Raw genomic sequence first — 21,256 nt, 5'->3', positions numbered from 1 at the left:
GTCGCATCCTGGTTTAAAAATATTGTCATTTGATGATGCATAATAATGAAATAGAAATAAATCCAAACTAACCCTTGACTTTGGTTTAAAAATATGGTTATTTAATGAGCATGTTTAACGAAACGAAATCGAAAATAAACCGTCTTGTCAGTGAGTGGCCAAGAGGCACCCCCGCTGCCGCGTCCTACTTGAAAACAAAGGGCTTCAGCCACGATCTCCTTACCCAATACAAGAAAAGCGGTTGGACCCAGTCCTTCGGAAGAGGTGCCTACATCCTGAGCGGTGATCGTGTGGAATGGCCGGGGGCTGTCTACGCCCTTCAGAGCCAACTGGGGCTGAACGTCCATCCGGGCGGGAAAACCGCCCTCGAACTGAAAGGGTTTGCCCATTACCTCCCTTCCGGCAACAGAACGATATTCCTTTACGCAACCCAGGGCCTGGTTTTGCCCACCTGGTTCAAAGGGGAGCGATTAGGGGTGGAGGTCTCGCTGACTCGCACCAACCTATTCCCCGCAGCCCCGGAACTGGGGTTCTCCGAGGTCGAGGAAAAGGAGTTCCGTATCAGGATATCCGCACCGGAAAGGGCCGCCATGGAGATGCTTCACCTGGTGCCCGGGACCGTCGGTTTCGACGAGGCCCTCCTGATCATGGAAAACCTTGCGACCCTCCGATCCGAGACGGTTCAAAGACTGCTGCAAGCATGCCGGTCCATCAAGGTCAAGAGACTGTTTCTGGCTATGGCGGAAAGGCACGGCCATCCCTGGGTCTCCGAACTGGACCTCTCGCCGGTCGATCTCGGCAGGGGCAAGCGGATGATCGTGCCAGGCGGGCGTTACGACAAGAAATATCGGATCACGGTCCCTATAGACAGGTATGAAGAGGCGGCGGGATGAAGGACACCGTCTTCTTCAGGCAGGCGGAGCTACTTCTGAGAATCCTGCCGCTGATACACAAAGAAGAGGCCTTCGCCTTGAAGGGAGGCACGGCCATCGATTTTTTCGTGCAGGATCTCCCTCGGTTGTCCGTGGACATCGATCTGACCTATTTGCCCTTGCACGAAAGGGATCTCGCTCTGGATGAAATCCGCAACGGCCTGGCAAGGATAGCCGAGGCGATCGAAGGCAGGATGCCCGGCACGAGAATCCTGCTGAAAAAGATCCATGAAACCGATGTCGTGAGGGGGTTGATTATCGAGAGAACGTCCCCTTGCGGGGGTGCAGACCCGCGATACTATCGCAGGTGGGGTTGACGATACTTATCGTACATAATCGCCAAGCCTCATCCGAACTCAAGAGAAAAACGCCATTATCCGCCCAATAAGGATATCAGTCCCAGATAGCATTGTCGTTTTCAGAGAAACAAAAATGCGTTTTTCTGAAAAAAATCCCCTCGCCTGTGACCGTATCTGACAAACGCCTATGCTAAGATGGCCCCGTTTCGATTGACATCTCCAGCATGAAAGACTATGAAATTATCGGAAAAAGTCAATTTTCACTGCCCGTTGGGTGAAAGCCGGGGGCGCGGCTTCGGACAATTCCAGGGCGAATCGGGAAGGATCCGAAAGTTATGCATTGCTTCGAAGGAACTCGCAACCAGAAACAGCGATCGAACCGGAAAATCTGGGCCGTGGATTTGTTCTGCGGTGCCGGGGGCCTGACTCACGGACTCGAAAGAGCGGGCATCGATGTCCAGCTCGGGATCGATATCGACCCCGCTTGTGAATATCCCTTCTCGGCGAACAACAAAGCCAAATTCCTCCTGAAACCCGTCGAGGAATTGACGGCGAGCGATATCGAGAGATTTTTCCGGAAAAACGGCATCCGTCTCTTGGCCGGATGTGCCCCCTGCCAGACGTTTTCCACGTACAACCAAAAGGCCACTCCGGACGACAAACGATGGTGGCTTCTTCGGCAGTTTTCCAGACTCGTTCGGGAAATTTGTCCTGAACTGGTCACGATGGAGAACGTTCCACGACTCAGGGGTCAAGGGGTCTTCGAGGAGTTTATCGGGGCCCTTCGCGACGCCAATTATCACGTCGACATCGAGACCGTAAATTGCGAGGACTACGGCATCCCGCAGCACCGACAGCGACTCGTGCTGTTGGCTTCGAGTCTCGGGCCCATCCGGTTGATTTCTCCTTCCGAATTCAGCACCGATCGAACCACGGTTAGGGAAAGCATAGCCGATTTACCCCCATTGAAAGCCGGAGAAGTGGACGAAACCGATCCTCTGCACCAGGCAGCTATCTTGTCGGATCTGAACAAGAAGCGCATCGAGGCCTCGAAACCCGGTGGCACTTGGCGAGATTGGCGAGAGACACTGGTCGCCGACTGCCACAGGAAAGGAACAGGCAAGACCTACCCGAGCGTATACGGTCGCATGTGCTGGGATGAACTGGCTCCAACGATCACGACCCAGTTCTTCGGCTTCGGGAACGGTCGTTTCGGGCACCCCGCTCAAGACCGCGCCATTTCGTTGCGCGAAGGCGCCATCCTACAGAGCTTCCCGAAAGACTACGCGTTCGTGCCTCCCGGGAATCCCATCCACCGGAAATCGGTCGGAAGGTTGATCGGCAACGCCGTGCCACCGAAACTCGGAGAGGCGATCGGACTGAGCGTACTCGGCCACGTCGCTCGGTGGGACCGGGATCGAAGGAAAACCGGTTCGGGAGCGAAAGCGGATGCCTGAAAGAACACGACCCGACACGAACGGTTATGTCTGGAATCGGTCGGTACCGGACCCGGGTCAGTTCGTCGAGGTCAGACGCCGTCAGTGGGTGGTCGGTGACGTGGCGACATCGGCCTTTTCGTCGACGGGCAACGGAAGACAACACCTCGTCACTCTGGCCAGCCTCGACGAAGATTACCTTGGCGAAAGCCTGCAGGTCCTGTGGGAGTTGGAGCCGGGTGCACGCGTCCTCGAAAGAGCGGGACTGCCTAAAATCACCGGTTGGGACGAAACGGACAAACTGGAGGCGTTTCTGGACGCCGTTCGCTGGGGAGCTGCGACCAACGCGGACAGGTCATTCCTTCAGGCCCCTTTCCGAAGCGGAATTACCATCGAAGACTACCAACTCGACCCCCTCGTCCGTGCCATCGACATGGCTCGTGTCAATCTGTTGATCGCGGACGATGTCGGTTTGGGAAAAACCATCGAGGCGGGCCTGGTCATTCAGGAGCTTCTGGTCCGTCACAGAGCGAGATCCGTCATGATCGTCTGTCCCGCGTCTCTTCAGGTCAAATGGCGGACGGAAATGCAGGAAAAGTTCGGACTCGAGTTCCGTATCGTCGATACGGATTACGTCAAGACGCTCCGCCGGGAACGCGGCATCCACGCCAATCCGTGGACGTCTTTTCCACGACTCGTTTCCTCCATGGACTGGATGAAATCCGGGGAGGGCCTGCGGCTGCTCGAGGACATCCTCCCTCCTCACCCGATCTATCCACGCAAGTTCGACATTCTCGTGGTGGACGAGGCCCATAACGTCGCTCCCGCCGCCGCGACCCGATACGCCCTGGAAAGCCAGCGCACGCGATCGATCCGCACCCTGGCTCCCCATTTTTCCCATCGTCTCTTTCTGAGCGCGACCCCTCACAACGGATATCAGGAATCGTTCACCTCTCTTCTGGAGTTGCTCGACGACCAACGCTTCGCCAAGACCGTGATGCCGGACGAAAAGCGACTTCACCGGGTCATGGTCAGACGAATGAAGAGCGACATCGTCGACGCCGACGGCCAACCGGTCTTTCCCGTTCGGCGACTCGAGTGCCTGGAAATCGCCTATTCGGAGGAAGAACGGGATGTCCATCGCCTGCTGCGCGATTTCACGGCCGTTCGAGCCAACAGCGTCAAAGGGACAAGATACGAATTCGGTACCGACTTCGTGCACATGCTGTTGAAGAAGCGCCTGTTCTCGTCGCCGATGGCCTTCGCCATCACCCTGGCGAAACACAGAGAGACGCTGCTGCGCGGTCGCCCCCGGACAATTTCGACACTGGACGATCGAATTCTCCGCAAGGCGATCGTTCGAAGCGAGGAAGAGTACTCGGACGAAGGGAGAGCGGAAGAGGCCCAGCTCGAAGCGGTCGAAGTGGCGAGCGAAATGGCCGTAAAGCTCGGAGAAACGGAACGCGCCATGCTCGACCGCCTCGGCGAACGGGCCGAGAAACACAAGAATCGGGTGGACGCGAAGGCCAAGGCCATCCTCCGCTGGCTCGAAACCTACCTGAAACCGGACCGACAGTGGAACGAAAAGAGGGTTATTCTCTTCACCGAATACCGAGCCACCCATGTCTGGCTCCATCAGATTCTGACGGCCAATGGGTACGGTGGAGATCGTCTCGCCATCCTGCACGGAAGCATGCGGCCCGACGAACGCGAAGCGGTCAAGGCGGCCTTCCAGGCGCATCCGAGCGTAGCCCCGGTTCGAATCCTGCTGGCGACCGACGCGGCCTCGGAAGGGATCGACCTCCAAAACCATTGCAACTATTTGATCCACATCGAGATCCCCTGGAATCCCAACGTGATGGAGCAGCGTAACGGCAGGATCGACCGTCACGGCCAGAGGCGGAAGGAAGTCTTCATCTGGCACCCGGTGAGCCAAGGATTCGATCCTCGTGAAATAGCCAGACACCGGAAGGTGGGTGAAATCGAAGGCGATCACGAGTATCTCATGAGGGCCGTCCTCAAGGTGGACACGATCCGAGAGGACTTGGGCAGCGTAGGCCCCGTCATCGCCAAACAGATAGAAGAGGCCATGCTCGGGAGACGTAACGGTTTGGATACCGGGGCCGCCGAGGCCAGGGCGACGAAAACGCGCCGTTTCGTCGTCGCCGAGAGAAGGTTACAAGAGCGAATCGCTCGCCTTCACGAAAAACTCGTGGAGTCGAAGACGGATTTCCATCTCGATCCGGAAAACGTGCGCCGTGCGGTCGCGATAGCCCTCGAACTCGCCGAGAAGCCGCCTCTGAAAGCGGTTCCGTTGTCGGGCGTTCCGCATGACAAGGCGTTCGAAGTCCCGGTGCTGCCCGGTTCGTGGGGAAGGGCGACGATCGGACTCGAACACCCGCACACCGGTGTGCGCCGTCCCATCACCTTCGATCACGAAGTGGCCAAGGGACGGGACGACGTGGTCCTGGTCCACCTCGAACACAAGCTGGTCCAGATGAGCCTTCGTCTGCTGCGCGAGGAAATCTGGAAGTTGGACGACGTCAAGTTGCTGCATCGCGTCACCGTTCGGACGGTTCCCGACCGGGAACTCGATCGCCCTGCGGTGGCCATCTGGTCGCGCCTGGTCGTGACGGGCGGCGGGCATCACCGGCTACACGAGGAATTGACCCTCTCCGGCGGCGAACTGGAACATAAGTCGTTCAGAAGGATCGCCCAGGTCGGGAGGCTCGAAGCTCTCGTCGAAAAGGCGGATTCGGTCGCCCCCGGCGACGATGTTTTCGCGGTCTTGAAAGATCGATTCGAAAGGCACGAGGAAGCGATACGGGCAGCCGTCGAGGCGCGTTCCCGCGATCGTTTGAAGTATCTCGAAAATACCCTGAATCGCAGAAAGGAAAGCGAGATCGCCGATCTCATGGCCGTCCTCGACGATCTGGAGAAAAGCATCCGGAAGGAACTCGCCGACTCGGGACCGCAATTCGTGCAATTGACGCTCTGGCCCGACGAAGAACGCAACCAATTGAAGCGGGATGTCGAGGCATTGAGAGCCAGACTCGCCCGCATCCCCGAAGAGAAGAAAAGCGAGGCAGCGGCCATCGAAAGCCGCTACACCGCCCCCACAGCCAGAACCTTTCCCGTGGCGGTCGTCTTTCTCGTTCCCCGTTCCTCGTTCGGAAAGGTACGACCGACATGACCAAGCCATCGAGACATACGGAGTGGCTTTCCCTTGTCGAGGTTTCCGGGCCTTTCCTCGCCGTCCCTGTCCTGGAGAAGGCGTTTCCCCAGGGTTTGGACGTGGTCGAGACTCCGAAACGCCAGCGCCTTCGTGCGGCCTACGAAGAATGGCGCGATGCGGTCGACGACAACGACCCTCTGCTCGCCGACCTTCATCGCGAGTGGATTCGACTCGTGTTCACGGAAATCCTGGAATACGACGGTTCGACGCTGAAGACGGATGCCGAAACCTCCAACGCCTACATGGTGTCGTCCCCGGAGCGGACGGAGACCTTCGTTCCGGACTGGACGGTGGTTTCGCTTTCCGGCGACAAGCCCCGTCTCTTCGTCTCCATCCAACCTCCGGGAACGGATTTCGAAAGGGTGCGCAAGGACGACAGGTGGCCAGCGTCGCTTATCGAGCGAATGGTGGCGCTCTGTAGAACTCACACCGTTCGACTGGGAGTGTTCACCGACGGCGAACGGTGGATGCTCGTAAACGCACCGGTGGGAGGGATGTCGAGCCATGCCTCGTGGTATGCTCGACTCTGGTTCCAGGAGCCTGTCACCCTCAAGGCGTTCCAGTCCCTGTGGAGCGTTAGACGCTGTTTCGGTCCGTCGGAAGAGACCTTGGAAGCGCTGCTCGACAGATCGCTCGAACATCACGAAGAGATCACGGACACCCTCGGCGAGCAGGTCCGCCGTGCCGTGGAAGTTCTCGTGCAATGCCTGGACAAGGCCGATGCGGACCGCAACAGGGAGTTGCTCCGGGACGTTTCGCCCACCGAGCTTTACGAAGCCGGGCTGATTGTCATGATGCGGCTGGTGTTCGTTCTTTGCGCCGAGGAGAGAGGTCTCTTGTTATTGGGCGATCCCGTTTACGACGAGTGTTATGCCGTCTCCACGTTGCGCGCTCAGCTCGCCGAGGAAGCCGATCGCCACGGTCCCGAGGTGCTCGACCGGCGTCACGACGCCTGGGCCCGCCTTCTTTCGGTCTTCAGGGCTGTCTACGGCGGGATCGACCACGAGTCCCTTCGCATGCCCGCCCTGGGTGGGTCACTGTTCGATCCGGACCGCTTTCCCTTCCTGGAAGGCCGGCCCAAGGGGACGAGTTGGCGCGATTCGGACGCCGCCCCGCTGCCGATAGACAACCGGACGGTCCTGCTTCTTCTGAACTCGCTTCAACTGCTCGAACAACATGGTGGAGCCCTTCTGCTGTCCTACCGGGCGCTCGACGTCGAACAGATCGGCCATGTCTACGAAGGTCTTCTCGAACACACCGTCGCCCGTATGCCGTCCGTGACCGTAGGCCTGGTAGGTTCCAAAAAGGCGAAGAACCCGAATCTCCCTCTTTCCGAGATGGAATCGGCGCGCATGGCCGCCGAGGATACCCTGGTTTCTCTGGTCAAGGAAACCACGGAGCGCAGCGAGGCTGCCATAAGAAAGGCGTTGGCTCGCCCTGTCGACGACGCGCTCTTCGGACGCCTGCTCGCCGTATGCGGTGGCGACACGACGCTCGCCGAACGCATCCGCCCGTTCGCCAATCTCGTCCGTACCGACGCTTGGGACGATCCCATCGTCTATCGCGAGGGGGCCTCCATGGTCACCCTCGGAGCCGACCGTAGGGAGACGGGAACGCATTATACGCCCAAATCGCTCACCGAAAGCATCGTGGAAACGACACTCGAACCGATCGTCTATTTCGGTCCCGCAGAAGGAAAACCTCGCGAAGAATGGCGGCTCAAAACGCCGGCCGAACTGCTCGACCTCAAGATTTGCGATATGGCCATGGGCTCCGGGGCGTTTCTTGTCCAGGTGTGCCGGTATCTCGCCGAAAGGCTTGTAGAGGCTTGGGCTGCAGAAGAGGCTACCGGCAAATTCGTCACTGCAGAAGGAGAGGTCAGGCCATCGGCCGATGATGCCGATCCCATTCCAAAAGGTCTGGACGAAAGGCTCCTCATCGCGAGACGTCTGATCGCGGAGCGGTGTCTGTACGGCGTAGACATCAATCCCCTCGCCGTCGAACTGGCCAAGCTGTCCATCTGGCTGGTCACCCTGGCCAAGGGGCGTCCCTTCGGGTTTCTCGACCACAATTTGCGGCATGGAGACAGTCTCCTGGGCATACACCGGCTGGATCAGCTAACGAAATTCAAATTGAACCCGGGCGACGGTCCCTACCAGCAGCGAATCTTCGGCCAGAACGTAGCCGGTGCGGTCGCCGAGGCGGTGAAAATTAGGAGACGACTACGTGCCATACCGATCCGGGACATTCGTGATGTCGAGATAATGGCCCTCTTGGACACCGAAGCGAGGAAGAAACTCCAATCGATAGAAGTGGTGGCCGACGCCATGATCGGAGAAGCCCTAAGGTCGGATGACAGAGCCCGGTCACTGGATTCAGCATTGGATTCACTTGCAGTTCAAGCTGGAGAATTTCTTACCGGAAACGGAAGTATGGGCGAGATTATAGCCAAGCGAGCCCAGGCTGTATTATCCGTAGGCCTGTCTGAAGGCAAACCATCGCGACACCCGTTTCATTGGCCGCTTGAATTTCCAGAGGTATTTTGTCATGAGAACGGTGGATTCGATGTAATGATGGGTAATCCGCCATTTCTTTGGGGGCTTCGAATATCAATCAGGATATCAGTTCCGTTTAGCCATTTCCTAAAAAGAGAATGGCCTCATGCCAGGAAAAACGCAGACCTTTGCACCTATTTTCTATTACGTTCAAATTTAATATTACGGGCGACCTCATCAGCAATGGGTTTTATTACAACGAAATCTATTGCCGAATCAGACAATAAGGAAACGTCCTTTGATTATTTGTCTACAAATGGCCTGACTATTTTTGCAGCAAATACAGACATCAGATGGCCAGGAACTGCGATGGTTATTGTTTCAACAGTCAACTTGTTCAAAGGAACGTGGAGTGGGTCATTTTCACTAAACGGGGAAATGGTGAAGAGGATTTCTACTTCGCTTTCTGACGAGATTTCTATTGGAAACCCTCGCAGGCTTTTGTGTAATAAACATAAATGCTTTCAAGGATCAGTTCCTTTGGGAGATGGATTCTTTTTGGCTGAAGCTGAAGCCAATAAGTATCTTAAAATTGGAAACAATAAGAAGGTTATTTTTCAGTACATTACAGGAAAAGAGCTTAATAATTCATACTCTTTTGAACCAAGTCGTTGGGTAATATATTTCAGCGATTGGTCACTTGAGGAATGCAAAAAATATCCTGAATTGCTAAGTATCGTTAGGGAAAGTGTTAAGCCAGAGAGAGACAAAATCATACCCAAGAACAATATGGCAAGGCAAAGAAAGGACCTATGGTGGAAGTTTACCGGACCAACAGTGGATCTATATAGAGCAATATCAGCGAATGAGAGAGTGTTAGTATCTGCTGTTGTAGGTAAACATCATGCATTTGCTTTCATACCAGCTAATTATATTTATGCAAATACAATCAACGTATTTAGTTTCAATGATTATGAACATTTCATTGTCCTACAAAGTAATTTTCACATGGCTTGGTCATTACATCAAGGATCCAATTTGGGAGAGACACCAAGATATAATGTCAGTGATTGTTTCGAGACTTTTCCTTTCCCCGACCCATTTATAGATATCAATTTTATTGGCATCAAATACCATAATCACCGACGAAATATGATGTTAACGAGAAAAGAGGGCCTGACAACGATATACAACCACTTTAATAATCCCAATGAATTGTCTGAAGACGTCAAAATGTTGCGTTACTTACACGTCAAAATGGACAATATCGTAGGTGCTGCTTATGGCTGGTCAGACCTCAACCTGGGGCACGGCTTCCATCAAGTCCGGTCTCTACCTGGGAATGACTGTGTCCGGTTTACAATCTCTGAAGTGGCGAGGCTCGAAGTGTTAAAGCGACTATCGGACGTAAATCGACAGCGGTATGAGGAAGAAGTTGTCAGGGTGCATGAAAAAAAAGGTAAGCCAACCAGTAATTCACGTAAAAGGTCATCAAAAGAGGGAAACGGCCTACATTTGACTTGCCCAAAACAGACCTATTCTTCGAACCAACCCGCACAATTAAGATTACCCATTGATGAAGAACGGCAATTGTCCTATGGAGCGGACTTTAGCAACTTGGGTCGAAACGGTTCATTGAGGTGGTCTGGTTTATCGGCGGTCATGTCCTATCTTCGTGCCCATCCCGGCTGGCACATGAAAAAGGACATTTTGGCCGCTACAGGCCTAATCGACAGTCATTGGAACGCCTCCATCGCCGACCTTATACGAAAATGCCTCGTCGAAAGTCAGGGCGAAGGGCGCAGTACGAGATACAGGGCAAAAAAAAGAAGAGGTAATCCGGATGATTGATGAGAAACAACAAGACAAGGCAATTGCCATCCCGACCAAAACGTTTTTTGTCTCCATGTTGACCAGGGACATCAGCTTGGCCGATGCGATTTTAGATCTCGTTGACAACTGCCTTGATGGAGCGCTCAGGTCCGCAAATGGAGGCGAAGTCGATTACTCGCAGTTTTTCGTCAAAATCTCATTGAACGATGAGTATTTCTCTATTGAGGACAATTGTGGGGGTATTCCAAGAGAAATAGCCAAAAACTACGCTTTCAAGATGGGGCGCGAGCCTGATGACAATCGTGACTTGGATAACGAGACTATCGGCATGTATGGGGTTGGTATGAAACGTGCGATATTCAAGATGGGTCGCGATGCAAAGGTCAAGACCCTTTTCAAGGATGATGCATTCGAAGTGCCCATCACCTGTGAGTGGCTCGAAAACAAAGAATGGGATCCGCTACCGATTATGGATACCGATACGAATTCTCGGTTGCCTTTTCCGGGCACACACATCAAAGTTGACAAACTGTATCCTGGAGTTTCAAAGCATTTCACTAACGATGCTTTTCGAAACGAGCTTCGAACATCAGTCTCAGAGCATTTCACAATGTTCCTTCAGCGAGGTCTCAGAATATTTGTTAACGAAAAACCGATAGAACCGGTACTCGTGGAGGTTCTTGTTTCCGAAGATTCTCAGGGGCCAGCTCCTTATATATTCCAAAAAGATATAGAAGGTGTCATCGTATCGATCACGGTTGGCCTAAATACTGGACGGGGGCTGTCTACAGACGACGATGAAACCCCAGAGTTCGAGAGAGATAGATCCGCCGCCACTGCGGGATGGACCGTTTTCTGTAACGATCGTGCGGTGATCTTTGGCGACAAGAGCCGTCTTACGGGGTGGGGAGATAGTATTCCTCTGTACCATTATCAGTTTTCGATCATCACTGGGATCGTCGAATTCAGATCCAAGCGGGCAGAAAAGCTCCCGATCACTACAACCAAACGTGCTCTCGATGCATCATCCGATATCTGGCTTCAAGCACTTGTCAAAATGAAGGAAGGTATGCGTGTTTGGATCAATTACACAAATACATGGAAAAACCACCCGAGATCCGATCAAACAAAGCATTGGGAAACAGCCAAATCAATGCCATTGAGGCAGGCTGTCGAAGTAGTTTCGGCAAGGGAGAAAGTAATTAAAAAAAGTGGTGAGATTGAATTCAATCCACAGAAACGAAATGTCATTCCACTGCCTCCAACAAAAAAACCTTCATCGCGTAGGATAGTATTTTCTAGACCTATCGAAGAAATCAAGACTGTCTCGAAGTCGCTTTTTGATAGATACGACGAAAAGCCGGGTGTTATAGGAGACAAATGCTTCGAAATTGTGCTTCAAGAAGTGCGAAAGGGGGATGGCGATGAGTAAAGAATCTACTCTTCCTTATAAACTGAGGCCGAACAAGGCTGTTGACAGGGAACTCTTCATTGCACTTTTGGCTAGACTCGCTGCAACTTTGAAAATCGAAACCTATCGTTACATAGGTCTGGGAGGCGCTTTTTTGGAGGATTTTCGGCTTATTCACGCACGATTGGGCATCAAGGATATGGTATGCGTCGAGTTCCTTGAGAGCACTCATTTGCGCCAAAAATTCAATCGCCCAGTCGATTGCATCGATTGTGTCTATAGCACTCTTGAAGAATACATTGATTCGACAGAATTTGAGAAGCCCGTAATAATCTGGTTCGATTACACCGATCCGAGGAAAATAACCAGCCAGATAGAAAGGTTTGCGAGAACTATTTCGGAGGTTCAAACTAACAGTATTCTGAGGATAACGCTCAACTCTAATCCATCCTCGCTGGGTGAACCTGATCCCAAGGAAATTGCCACCAAGGTGGGTACTTTGGAAAGTGAAAAAGGTCAGAAAAAAACCATTCATGAATGGCGATTGGATCGTTTTCGTGAGCGGATGGGTAATTTGTTCCCGATTGATTTAAACGCCGAGGGAATGACCTTCAGAACCTTCGGAAAGAGTGTTTTGAGGGCTCTTTACCTCGCGGTCGAAAGAGAGATTTTAATGCTTCCAGACCGAAAAGTCGTTTGGGCTCTGGCGACCCACTATGCAGATGGTCAGCCGATGGTCACCGCAAGTCTCATTGTCTTAGACAAGGACCAGCAACAAATTGAGACGCTGGCCCGAGACTGGCAGTTTGCATCGACCCCAGAAGAGCCTTTGAAGCTCGATATGCCTGCTCTTTCTACACTGGAAAGACTGACAATGGAGTCTTGCCCAAACCCGAAGGAAAAAATGGGCTACGACCTTCCTATGTCGGAACTCGGTGAAGATCCATTCAAGATGTTTCGGCGCTTTTACAGGGTTTACCCACATTTCGCTCGAATCGATCTATGAGCAGAAGATACGATATGAACGATTATCCAATTTCCAAAACTACGGCAACTGATGTTGGACAAAATGCTTGGCTGATTCTGATAGGAGTGGAAGCTCGGTTAGAAGGATGCACTATCATCGTGGATCAGGTTTCTTCGGAACTCGGGGGGGGGGTCCGTGAAGGCGACGCTGTTTTGATAGTTGAAGAAGAATCGGGCGCACTCATTGTCGTGTTTTTCGCACGTGTCTATCGCTTGCGACGCGCCCTTCACGAAATCACGCTGCTTGTCGACGGGCTGGTTCCAGTCGAACCTCCCCGTCCCCTGGGCGATTTTGGCATCCAGCCGCCGACCGTGGCGGTCTGCCGCTTGGAATGGCGGTCGTTCGAAACGGCCCTGAAGAAGGCCTGTGGCATGGATTTTCCTGCACTTCCTGTTTTCGAGGGGAAAACCTCGCGGGAACAGGACTACATCCGAGACCTCCTGCAATGGGCGGTCGAAGACGACCTGCTCGGGCCCGCCGACGGACCCGCCGAAGAAATCATAGGGATGAGCGTGAGGGACCGGTACCTGGTCGGCAAGCTCGCTCCGCCGGATACGCGAGTGCAGGACGACCAGGTGGAGGATCTGGCGGACGCGGCGACCACCGACCCCGAAGCTGACGACCGAGAAACCGAAGCCTCCACCAGCAATTCGCTGGTGCCTTCGTCTTTCGGCTTCACGTTCTGCGTCGACGGATCTGCGAAGGCCGTCGAGGTTCGCGCCAATTGGGGAAGGTACGAACGCACCGAAAGCGAGCGGATGAACGAGAAGACCGACAAACCCTTTCGCTGCTGGAAAAGAATACCCTCGGGCGGCACAGTGACCGTTTCGTTGGACCGCCGGATCGTCTCTCCCATCGTCATGGACAGCGCCTGTCCCGATGTGGTCGTCCAGGGACCCGTCGGCGATCCGCTGCCGAGTGGCGACCGGTTGGTGACCCTTTTCCTGGTGAACGGGCAGACCAAGCCGAACGAGAATCAGGACCGGGCGTGGGTTTTTCAGCCCGAACTGATCGTCCGGGACGGAGAGGGACGATCCATCTTCAGGAAGAGACCTTTGCTATCCGATATCGGCTGGGACGAAGAACGCGAATCGCTGGAGATGATCTACCGACGGCGGGTGGAATTCGCCGTCGGACACGGCGTTTCCGTGCACGCCACACCATCGGCGGACGATCCGGAACGGGCGTCCGAGGTCAGGACCCGCGTCATGCCGCGTCACGAGGTCTCGGTCACCGAGACACCCGGAACCGCACCGGAGGACAGACCCGTGATGAATCGGCTCGTCTCGGACGGCTCGCTCGACATGCTGCGTCTGGCGGAAATGGAGCGTGCCGATCTCGTCGCCGTCCTCGATGCACTGGCGGACGACTACGCCGCATGGATCGGAGAGCGACGGGCAAGGATAGGAATCGACGTGCGGGGGTACGACTCTTCGGCGACTGCCGCTTTGGACAGATGTGAAGCCGTTCTCGAAAGACTTCGAGAAGGGATCGGTGTTTTGGCATCGACCGACTCGGCGCTCGAAGCGTTCCGTTTCGCCAACCGTTCGATGGCGTGGCAGCGTGTTCACAGCGTTTATTCCCTGAAGGTGCGGCGGGCGGAAACCGTCGATCTCGGGAGCCTCGACGTCCCCGAAAACCGTTCGTGGAGGCCGTTCCAGTTGGCCTTCATCCTGCTGTCCGTTCCCGCCCTGACGAATCCCGTTCATCGCGACCGCACGGAACCGGTGGAAGCCTACGCCGATCTTCTGTGGTTCCCGACCGGCGGCGGAAAGACGGAGGCCTACCTCGGGGTGGCCGCTTTCGCCATGGCGATCCGTAGACTGCAGGGGAACCTCGGCGGACTCGACGGTAGCCGGGGGTTGGCGGTGATCATGCGCTATACCCTGCGATTGCTCACCATCCAGCAGTTTCAGAGGGCCACCACCCTGATGTGCGCCATGGAGGTGCTGAGACGGGCCGACACCGCCAAGTGGGGCGCCACGCCCTTCACGATCGGGCTATGGGTCGGCCAGCGCGTGACACCGAACACCACAGAGGAAAGCCACGAAGCCATCGAGAGGGAAAGGGACGGCAAGTACGGAACCGGTTCGACGCCGGCGCAGCTCACCTTCTGTCCATGGTGCGGCTCCGAGATCGTACCCGGGCGAGATATCAGGGTGGACCGGGACATCGGCCGAACGTTCATCCACTGCGGAGACAAATACGGAAACTGCGAATTCGGAAAGGTCAAGTCTCCGAACCTGGGCCTGCCGGTGCTCGTGGTGGACGACGAGATATACCGTCATCCGCCCTCCATGCTCATCGCCACGGTCGACAAGTTCGCCATGATGGCCTGGCGCGGCCAGGTGCGAACGCTGTTCGGAAAGGTCGATGCGGAATGCCCGCGTCACGGTCTTCTCTGGCCAGGGGCCGAGTGCAGCGGGATGCATCACAAGAAGGGGTCTCTTCCGGCCACGAGGCCCCGGCCCATGACGCCGATTCGCCCTCCCGACCTGATCATCCAGGACGAGTTCCACCTCATTGGTGGTCCGTTGGGCACCATGGTAGGTCTCTACGAAACCGCCGTGGACGAACTTTCGGTCTGGACCTTGGACGGCAAGACCGTGAGGCCGAAAGTGATCGCGTCGACCGCGACCGTTCGCAAGGCCGACGAGCAGGTCAACAACGTCTTCCTCCGTCGCGTGGCGGTCTTTCCCCCGCACGGCATCGAGGTGGAAGACAATTTCTTTTCCGTGCAGCGATCGATCGATCGGAAACCCGGACGCCAGTACTTGGGCATCTGTTCGCCCGGCAGCTCGCGTCCCGCCGTCCTCATCCGGGTCTACGTGGCACTGCTGACGGCCGCACAATCCCTGTTCGAGCGATTCGGGCAGGCCGCCGATCCGTACATGTCCCTGGTAGGGTATTTCAATTCTCTGCGCGAATTGGGTGGAATGCGTCGGCTCGCGGAAGACGACGTCCAGACGCGTTCCTACCGTGTCCAGATGAGCGACGTGTCGCGACCGGGGCTGAGCCAGCGCTCGATTCGAAACGTGGACGAACTGACCTCGCGCGTTTCGAACAAGGAGATACCCAGAAAACTGGATCAACTGGAGGTGAAGTTCAAAGCGACCTGGGCCAAGGGCGAGACCCGCGCCATCGACATCGTCCTCGCCACGAACATGCTCTCGGTCGGTGTGGACGTGAACCGGCTCGGCCTGATGGTCGTGAACGGGCAACCCAAGAACACCGCCGAATATATCCAGGCCAGCAGCCGTGTCGGTCGTGTCTTTCCGGGGCTGGTCTGCACGGTACTGACGTGGTCCCGTCCCCGTGATCTGTCCCACTACGAGACCTTCGAACACTACCACGCGACCTTCTACAAACACGTGGAGGCCCAATCCGTCACGCCTTTCGCGCCACGGGCACTCGATAGGGGCCTGACGGGAACGATGGTGAGCGTCATGCGCCTCTTGAACGAAACCTTGAACCCGAATCTCGGGGCCGGCGCGCTCGACAACTCGGGGCGACCGGAGGCCTCCGCCGCGAGATCCGTGGTCTCGGATCGTGCCTGGAAGGTCAAGGACAGGGCGGCCCGGCAAAGGGCGGACACGATGGTGGCGGATCGCATCGATCGTTGGGTGAAGGAAGCTGTCAAGCCAGGGAGACGGCTCGGCTACGAGAGCGCCAAGGACGATGTCGTGGGTCTGTTGCGAAAACCGGGAGCCACGGCATGGGACGAGTTCACCGTGCCGTTTTCCATGCGGGAGGTCGAACCTGGCGTCCGCCTGGTCATGGACATGGCGAAGCTCTCCGACGCTCCAGAGTGGTGCGCCAGAGCGAGAGACGCGGAAGGCGACGGAGGGGAGGCATGAGTACCTATCTCGTGGGGCAAGTCCGCCCGAGTCAGTTGCTCTGGACGTACGGTCCCGGAGCGCTGGTCGATCTTCCGAACCTCTCGGTGGTGACGATGGGTCTGGATCGGTGGGATGTCAACCAATGTCTGCCGGTGGAGGAAGCCAGATTGCTCGCCGCGGTTCGTCGGGTGCTCGGCCCACAGGTCGAGCGTCTGCGGGTCCCTCCTTTCGTCCGTGAGGAAGGGGCCAGCCCCATGTCGGCGGAGGGCAAGATCGGCGTGCCGGTGAGGCCTTTCCCACGATGGTTGCGCTGCGTGAAATGTGGATTGCTGGCCGAATACGACTCCGGCCTTTTCGACATCAAACCGGACCCATATCGACCGGAACGGACACATTTCGTGCATTCGAACTGCGAAAAAGGAAGAAACGCGGACGCGGTCCCGGCCCGTTTTCTGTTGGCCTGCAGGAACGGACATCTCGACGATTTTCCTTGGCACTGGTTCGTTCACGGAGGGCCGTCCGAATGCCGGGGGACGCTGCGGTTTTTCGAGAGAGGGGCTTCTCTCCAGACCGAAAACCTCTGGGTGAAATGCGATGGGTGCGACGCCGCGCGCTCGTTGGTTCACGCATTCGGCCGGGAAGCCAGGGAAAATCTACCGGCCTGCAGGGGTAGACACCCGCATCTGGATATCTTCGACGCGTCGTGCGACGAGCCACCCCGGGCGGTGCTGCTCGGAGCGACGAACAGTTGGTTTCCCATGAGCTTGTCGGTCCTGGCCATCCCCTTGGAGGACGACCCGGTCGTTCAGGTCGTGAAAGACGGGTGGACCTATTTTCAGGACGTGGAATCGGCCGAAGAGACCGGCTACGTCCTCAAGACGCTGAAGAAAACGGGAACCCTTCCGGGAATCCAGGTGTGCGAGCCCGAGAGAACCTGGGAGATCATCGAGGCGAAACGGGAAGGCACCCTCGAAACGTCGGTGGCCGTGGAGGACCTCAAGTGGCCCGAGTGGCAGGTGTTGACGGCCGCGGCGCCTCCCACCGACTGGCCCCAATTCATGAGCCGGGAAGTGAGCCCACCCGCCCCATACGTCGGGGAGATAACCCGTGTCTTGCTTTTGGAGCGGTTGCGGGAGGTAAACGCCTTGATCGGTTACACCCGAGTCGAGGCCCCCGAAGAAAGCGGCGATCCCGACGACCGCCCGGAAAGGGGGCCTCTTTCTCGAAGGAGGCCGGAATGGGTGCCGGCGTGCGAGGTTCACGGCGAGGGGATTTTCATTAGATTCGACGAGGAGTCCGTCGAATCTTGGGAATCCCGGCAGTCAATAAAGAGACGGAACACGAAACTGGAAAACGGGCATCGAGGATGGCGTAACGCCAGACGGCTACCCCCGGACGAGGGCTATCCGGGTGTCCGATACGCCATGCTTCACACCTTCGCCCACCTGCTCATCCGCGAACTGGCCCTGGAATGCGGATACAACGCGGCCAGCATTCGTGAACGCGTCTACGCGAGTTCCGATAAGGAAAAACCCATGGCAGGCGTCTTGATCTACACGGCGGCAGCCGATTCGGACGGAACTCTGGGCGGACTGGTGGAGCTGGGGAATCCGGAAAATCTGGGGCGTCTGATGACTCAGGCACTCGATCGGGCGTGTATCTGTTCGTCGGACCCGTTGTGTTCGGAACACGATCCAGGGATCGACCGGTCCCTTCACGTCGCCGCTTGCCACGCATGCACGTTCGTGTCCGAAACTTCTTGCGAGAGAGGCAACCGTTATCTGGACAGGGCCTTGCTCGTGCCCACTTTCGAGTGCCGCGATGCCGCTTTCTTCGGACGAAGGGGCGAGGACGATGGATGAGCTGTGGCGAATCGTCGCCGAACTCGGACTGGAGCTGCACCCCGACCGCATCGCTGCCGTCGCCACCAAAATCGAATCGGCGGGTTCGATCGAACGGTTCGCATCGGTGAAACCCGCCTTCGGTCCCAATGCGGACAAGTCCATGATCGGCCGTCTGGACGCCGCCTGGCGGGATGCGAAGGGCGTGACGCCGAAGGAATTGGCCGCCGCGTTACGGGGCGCTTCCGCGACCGCTTCGATGCAAGAGGGCCGCAGCGCCGTCGAGATGGTCTGGACGGGCCCTTCCTCCGGCATGGTCCCTGTCCGACACACGGAACAGGTCCTCTGCGAGGTTGTCGACTCGGCACGCAATCGCCTCTTCATCGTGAGCTTCGTGGCCTACGAGGTGGGCTCGATCGTCCGGGCGTTGCAGGAGGCGACTCGACGGGGGGTTCGAGTGGGCGTTTTGCTCGAATCCTCGACCGAGCGAGGAGGAAAGGTCACGGTGGACTCGGTCAAGACGATGAAAGCGGCTGTTCCGTCCGCCGATGTCTATGTGTGGCATACCGGAACCCGGAACGAGGGGGTCGGCGCCACGATAGGCTCGGTACATGCGAAATGCGCCGTAGCCGACGGCAAACTGGCGTTCATCACCAGCGCCAACCTGAGCACGGCGGCGATGGAGCGAAACATGGAACTGGGTGTCCTGGTCAGAGGCGGACACCTGCCAGACGAACTCCACAGACATCTCGAGGCCCTCGTCGCGACGGAAACGGTGGACCTCGTTTGAATGGATACGGTCGACAGAAAAACGAGATCGCGGATCATGGCCAGCGTGGGGCAACGCGACACCGGTGCGGAGATGGGGCTTCGGCGTGCGCTTCATCGGCTCGGGCTGCGATATCGGCTGCACGACCGAAAGCTGCCGGGTTCGCCCGATCTCGTGTTCCCGCGGTTTCATGCGGTCGTCTTCGTTCACGGTTGCTTCTGGCATGTCCACGAAGGCTGTAAGTACGCTACCATGCCCTCTTCGAGGAAGGCATTCTGGGGTGAAAAATTCGAGGCGAACAAGAAGAGGGACAAAAGAAGTTACGACGCCCTCTTGGCTGCCGGGTGGAGGGTCCTGGTCGTATGGGAGTGCGCGATCAAAGGAAAAAAGGACGAGGAACTCGATAAACTGGGTGCACACGTGCATGCATGGCTATCGTCCGAAGAGCGGTGCGGTGAAATCGGTAACTCGGACAAGATGCGGGTCCTTGACCGAGGAGTGAAGAAAAACTCCGTAAGGTGAGACATCTCGAAGAGGGAAAGGTGATGAGCGATAACGACCATCCATATCGAATGACCGTCGATCTCAACGTACTCGATCATTTGGCAGACGGACTTTACAGTAGCGTCGCCGCCGTGATCACGGAGACCGTGGCGAACGCCTGGGACGCCGAAGAGCTCGAGCGAGCGTTGTCGAGAGGAGTGGATGCCCTTCTACGACTGCTGGCCGACCGGGACTCTTTGGAGGCGTCGTTTTATCGAGATATCGTGCACAACCGATTGGAGATAATCCAGGAGCTGCAGGGGTTGGTTGACGAGAATTACCGGGAACGCGTTCTGCAAAAGTATCTGTTCGATCACCTTTGGCTGCTCGACCCCGCGTGGGAACGCGCCACAGGCAGTGAGGAGATGGAGCGGAGATTGCGTCTGCACGATCCGTTCCGCGATGACGATAGGACTAAGGACGAGTATGGTCGGGTCGACATTCGGTACAGCACTTTGGCTGGCAAACACGTGATTGTAGAGTTGAAGAGAGCATCGGTTCGCGTCGGTATCTACGAACTCGCCGGGCAAGGGGCCAAATACGTAGACGCCATAAAGGAAATCTTGCCTCCGGAGGAAAAAGACAGAGCCCAAATCGAAGTCGTGTTCGTCGTCGGCAGGAACCCGCCCGATCCCTCTCAACGGATCGAGGATGCGATGAACAGTGTATCTCCCGGTTCGAGAATCTTGACTTATGAACTTCTGACCGGTAGGGCTCGGGCCGCATACGCCTCGTATCTCGAAAGCGCGAAAGCGGCGGATCGAATCGATGGGTTGTTCGCCCAGAGGGACGGGAGTGCTAATCCAGAAACGTCTGCGGAGGGATGATTGCTTGAGGCATGGACCCACGGCAACTGTTCATCGATAAACGTCACACCGGCATGTGTGTTTATTGTGGCACCTATCCAGATACTGGTGACCACGTGCCCTCGAAGGTCCTGTTGGATGAACCCTATCCGCTGGAGCTGCCGGTTGTCGGTGCTTGCCGAAGATGCAACGCCTCGTTCTCGCTGGATGAGCAATATCTGGCTTGCTTTGTGGATTGTGTCATCTGCGGCGATGCTGAGGCATCAGATGCCCATCGTCCCAATGTAAAGCGGATTTTGGAAGATAATCCGGCGCTGAGATACAGGATAGAAGATGCCCGGAAAAGGGACGAGGCGGACAACTTGCTTTGGGAAACGGAAGCCGATCGGATTAGAAACGTGGTCCTGAAGCTCGCAAGAGGACAGGCTGCGTATGAGTTGTACCCGAAACTGGAGGAACCGAGCATAGTCGGTTTTGCACCGTTACAGATATTGAGCGATGACCGAAGATTCGCCTTCGAGCAGGTTGCCGGCGGCGACAGAATCGGGTTGTGGCCGGACATCGGCAGCCGGTCGTTCCGCAGGGCGTTCGGGAAATCTCCTGATCGACTCCCGTTTTCAGGTGGTTGGGTTGTGGTTCAGCCTGACCGTTATCGATATGGAGTGGTCGAGACCGGTGGCGTGCTTGTGCGAATGGTCCTTAGTGAATACCTGGCCTGTGAGGTCGTATGGGATTGTTGACAAAATGAGCCTTTGCGTAGGAATTCCTTCGATGGAGATCAGTCTGATCT

At 56.3% G+C, this 21,256-nt stretch carries 13 protein-coding genes; all 13 read left to right on the top strand.

Translation table 11 applies throughout. The features are described 5' to 3' along the window. Positions 1–104 precede the first annotated feature (104 nt). The 13 genes from ACZ500_RS07205 to ACZ500_RS07145 all read left to right on the top strand — a co-directional run bounded on the left by ACZ500_RS07205 (position 105) and on the right by ACZ500_RS07145 (position 21,206). Positions 105–893 (top strand): type IV toxin-antitoxin system AbiEi family antitoxin, encoded by a 789-nt coding sequence (locus tag ACZ500_RS07205; protein ID WP_464231830.1) that lies wholly within the window; start codon positions 105–107, stop codon positions 891–893. Further along, positions 890–1,249, top strand: a complete 360-nt coding sequence (locus ACZ500_RS07200) for a nucleotidyl transferase AbiEii/AbiGii toxin family protein (protein WP_464231829.1) — start codon at positions 890–892, stop codon at positions 1,247–1,249. Before ACZ500_RS07205 ends, ACZ500_RS07200 begins: the two co-directional genes overlap by 4 nt. A 317-nt stretch (positions 1,250–1,566) precedes the next feature. Beyond that, on the top strand, positions 1,567–2,688 hold the full coding sequence (locus ACZ500_RS07195; protein WP_464231828.1) for a DNA cytosine methyltransferase: 1,122 nt from the start codon (positions 1,567–1,569) through the stop codon (positions 2,686–2,688). Continuing rightward, positions 2,681–5,860 (top strand): DISARM system SNF2-like helicase DrmD, encoded by a 3,180-nt coding sequence (gene drmD, locus ACZ500_RS07190; RefSeq protein WP_464231827.1) that lies wholly within the window; start codon positions 2,681–2,683, stop codon positions 5,858–5,860. The genes ACZ500_RS07195 and drmD overlap by 8 nt, the downstream gene beginning before the upstream one ends. Positions 5,861–5,961: 101 nt before the next feature. Further along, a complete protein-coding gene (locus ACZ500_RS07185) occupies positions 5,962–10,248 on the top strand; it encodes an Eco57I restriction-modification methylase domain-containing protein (protein WP_464233013.1) in 4,287 nt (1,428 codons plus the stop codon). Beyond that, positions 10,241–11,662, top strand: a complete 1,422-nt coding sequence (locus ACZ500_RS07180; protein ID WP_464231826.1) for an ATP-binding protein — start codon at positions 10,241–10,243, stop codon at positions 11,660–11,662. The genes ACZ500_RS07185 and ACZ500_RS07180 overlap by 8 nt, the downstream gene beginning before the upstream one ends. After that, the gene (locus ACZ500_RS07175) at positions 11,655–12,647 is read left to right on the top strand and encodes an O-methyltransferase (protein ID WP_464231825.1); all 993 of its coding nucleotides are present in this window, start codon (positions 11,655–11,657) and stop codon (positions 12,645–12,647) included. The genes ACZ500_RS07180 and ACZ500_RS07175 overlap by 8 nt, the downstream gene beginning before the upstream one ends. 14 nt (positions 12,648–12,661) lie before the next feature. Beyond that, positions 12,662–16,525 carry a DISARM system helicase DrmA gene (gene drmA, locus ACZ500_RS07170; protein WP_464233012.1) on the top strand — a complete coding sequence of 1,288 codons (3,864 nt, stop codon included), beginning with the start codon at positions 12,662–12,664 and terminating at the stop codon, positions 16,523–16,525. Then, positions 16,522–18,369: a DrmB family protein gene (gene drmB, locus ACZ500_RS07165; protein ID WP_464231824.1), complete on the top strand. Its 1,848-nt coding sequence runs from the start codon at positions 16,522–16,524 to the stop codon at positions 18,367–18,369. Before drmA ends, drmB begins: the two co-directional genes overlap by 4 nt. Continuing rightward, positions 18,362–19,138 carry a DISARM system phospholipase D-like protein DrmC gene (drmC, locus tag ACZ500_RS07160; protein WP_464231823.1) on the top strand — a complete coding sequence of 259 codons (777 nt, stop codon included), beginning with the start codon at positions 18,362–18,364 and terminating at the stop codon, positions 19,136–19,138. Before drmB ends, drmC begins: the two co-directional genes overlap by 8 nt. Positions 19,139–19,174: 36 nt before the next feature. Next, positions 19,175–19,639, top strand: coding sequence for a very short patch repair endonuclease (locus ACZ500_RS07155; RefSeq protein WP_464231822.1), 465 nt, complete (start codon positions 19,175–19,177; stop codon positions 19,637–19,639). Between the two features lie 23 nt (positions 19,640–19,662). After that, complete coding sequence (locus tag ACZ500_RS07150) at positions 19,663–20,487, top strand: PDDEXK family nuclease (RefSeq protein ID WP_464231821.1); 825 nt, start codon at positions 19,663–19,665, stop codon at positions 20,485–20,487. Positions 20,488–20,498: 11 nt separating this feature from the next. Next, complete coding sequence (locus ACZ500_RS07145; RefSeq protein ID WP_464231820.1) at positions 20,499–21,206, top strand: hypothetical protein; 708 nt, start codon at positions 20,499–20,501, stop codon at positions 21,204–21,206. The last annotated feature ends 50 nt before the right edge of the window (positions 21,207–21,256 follow it).

The organism is Desulfatiglans parachlorophenolica, assembly GCF_055394735.1.
Note: the sequence above shows the minus strand (reverse complement) of the source record. Positions and strands in the feature narration are given on the sequence as shown.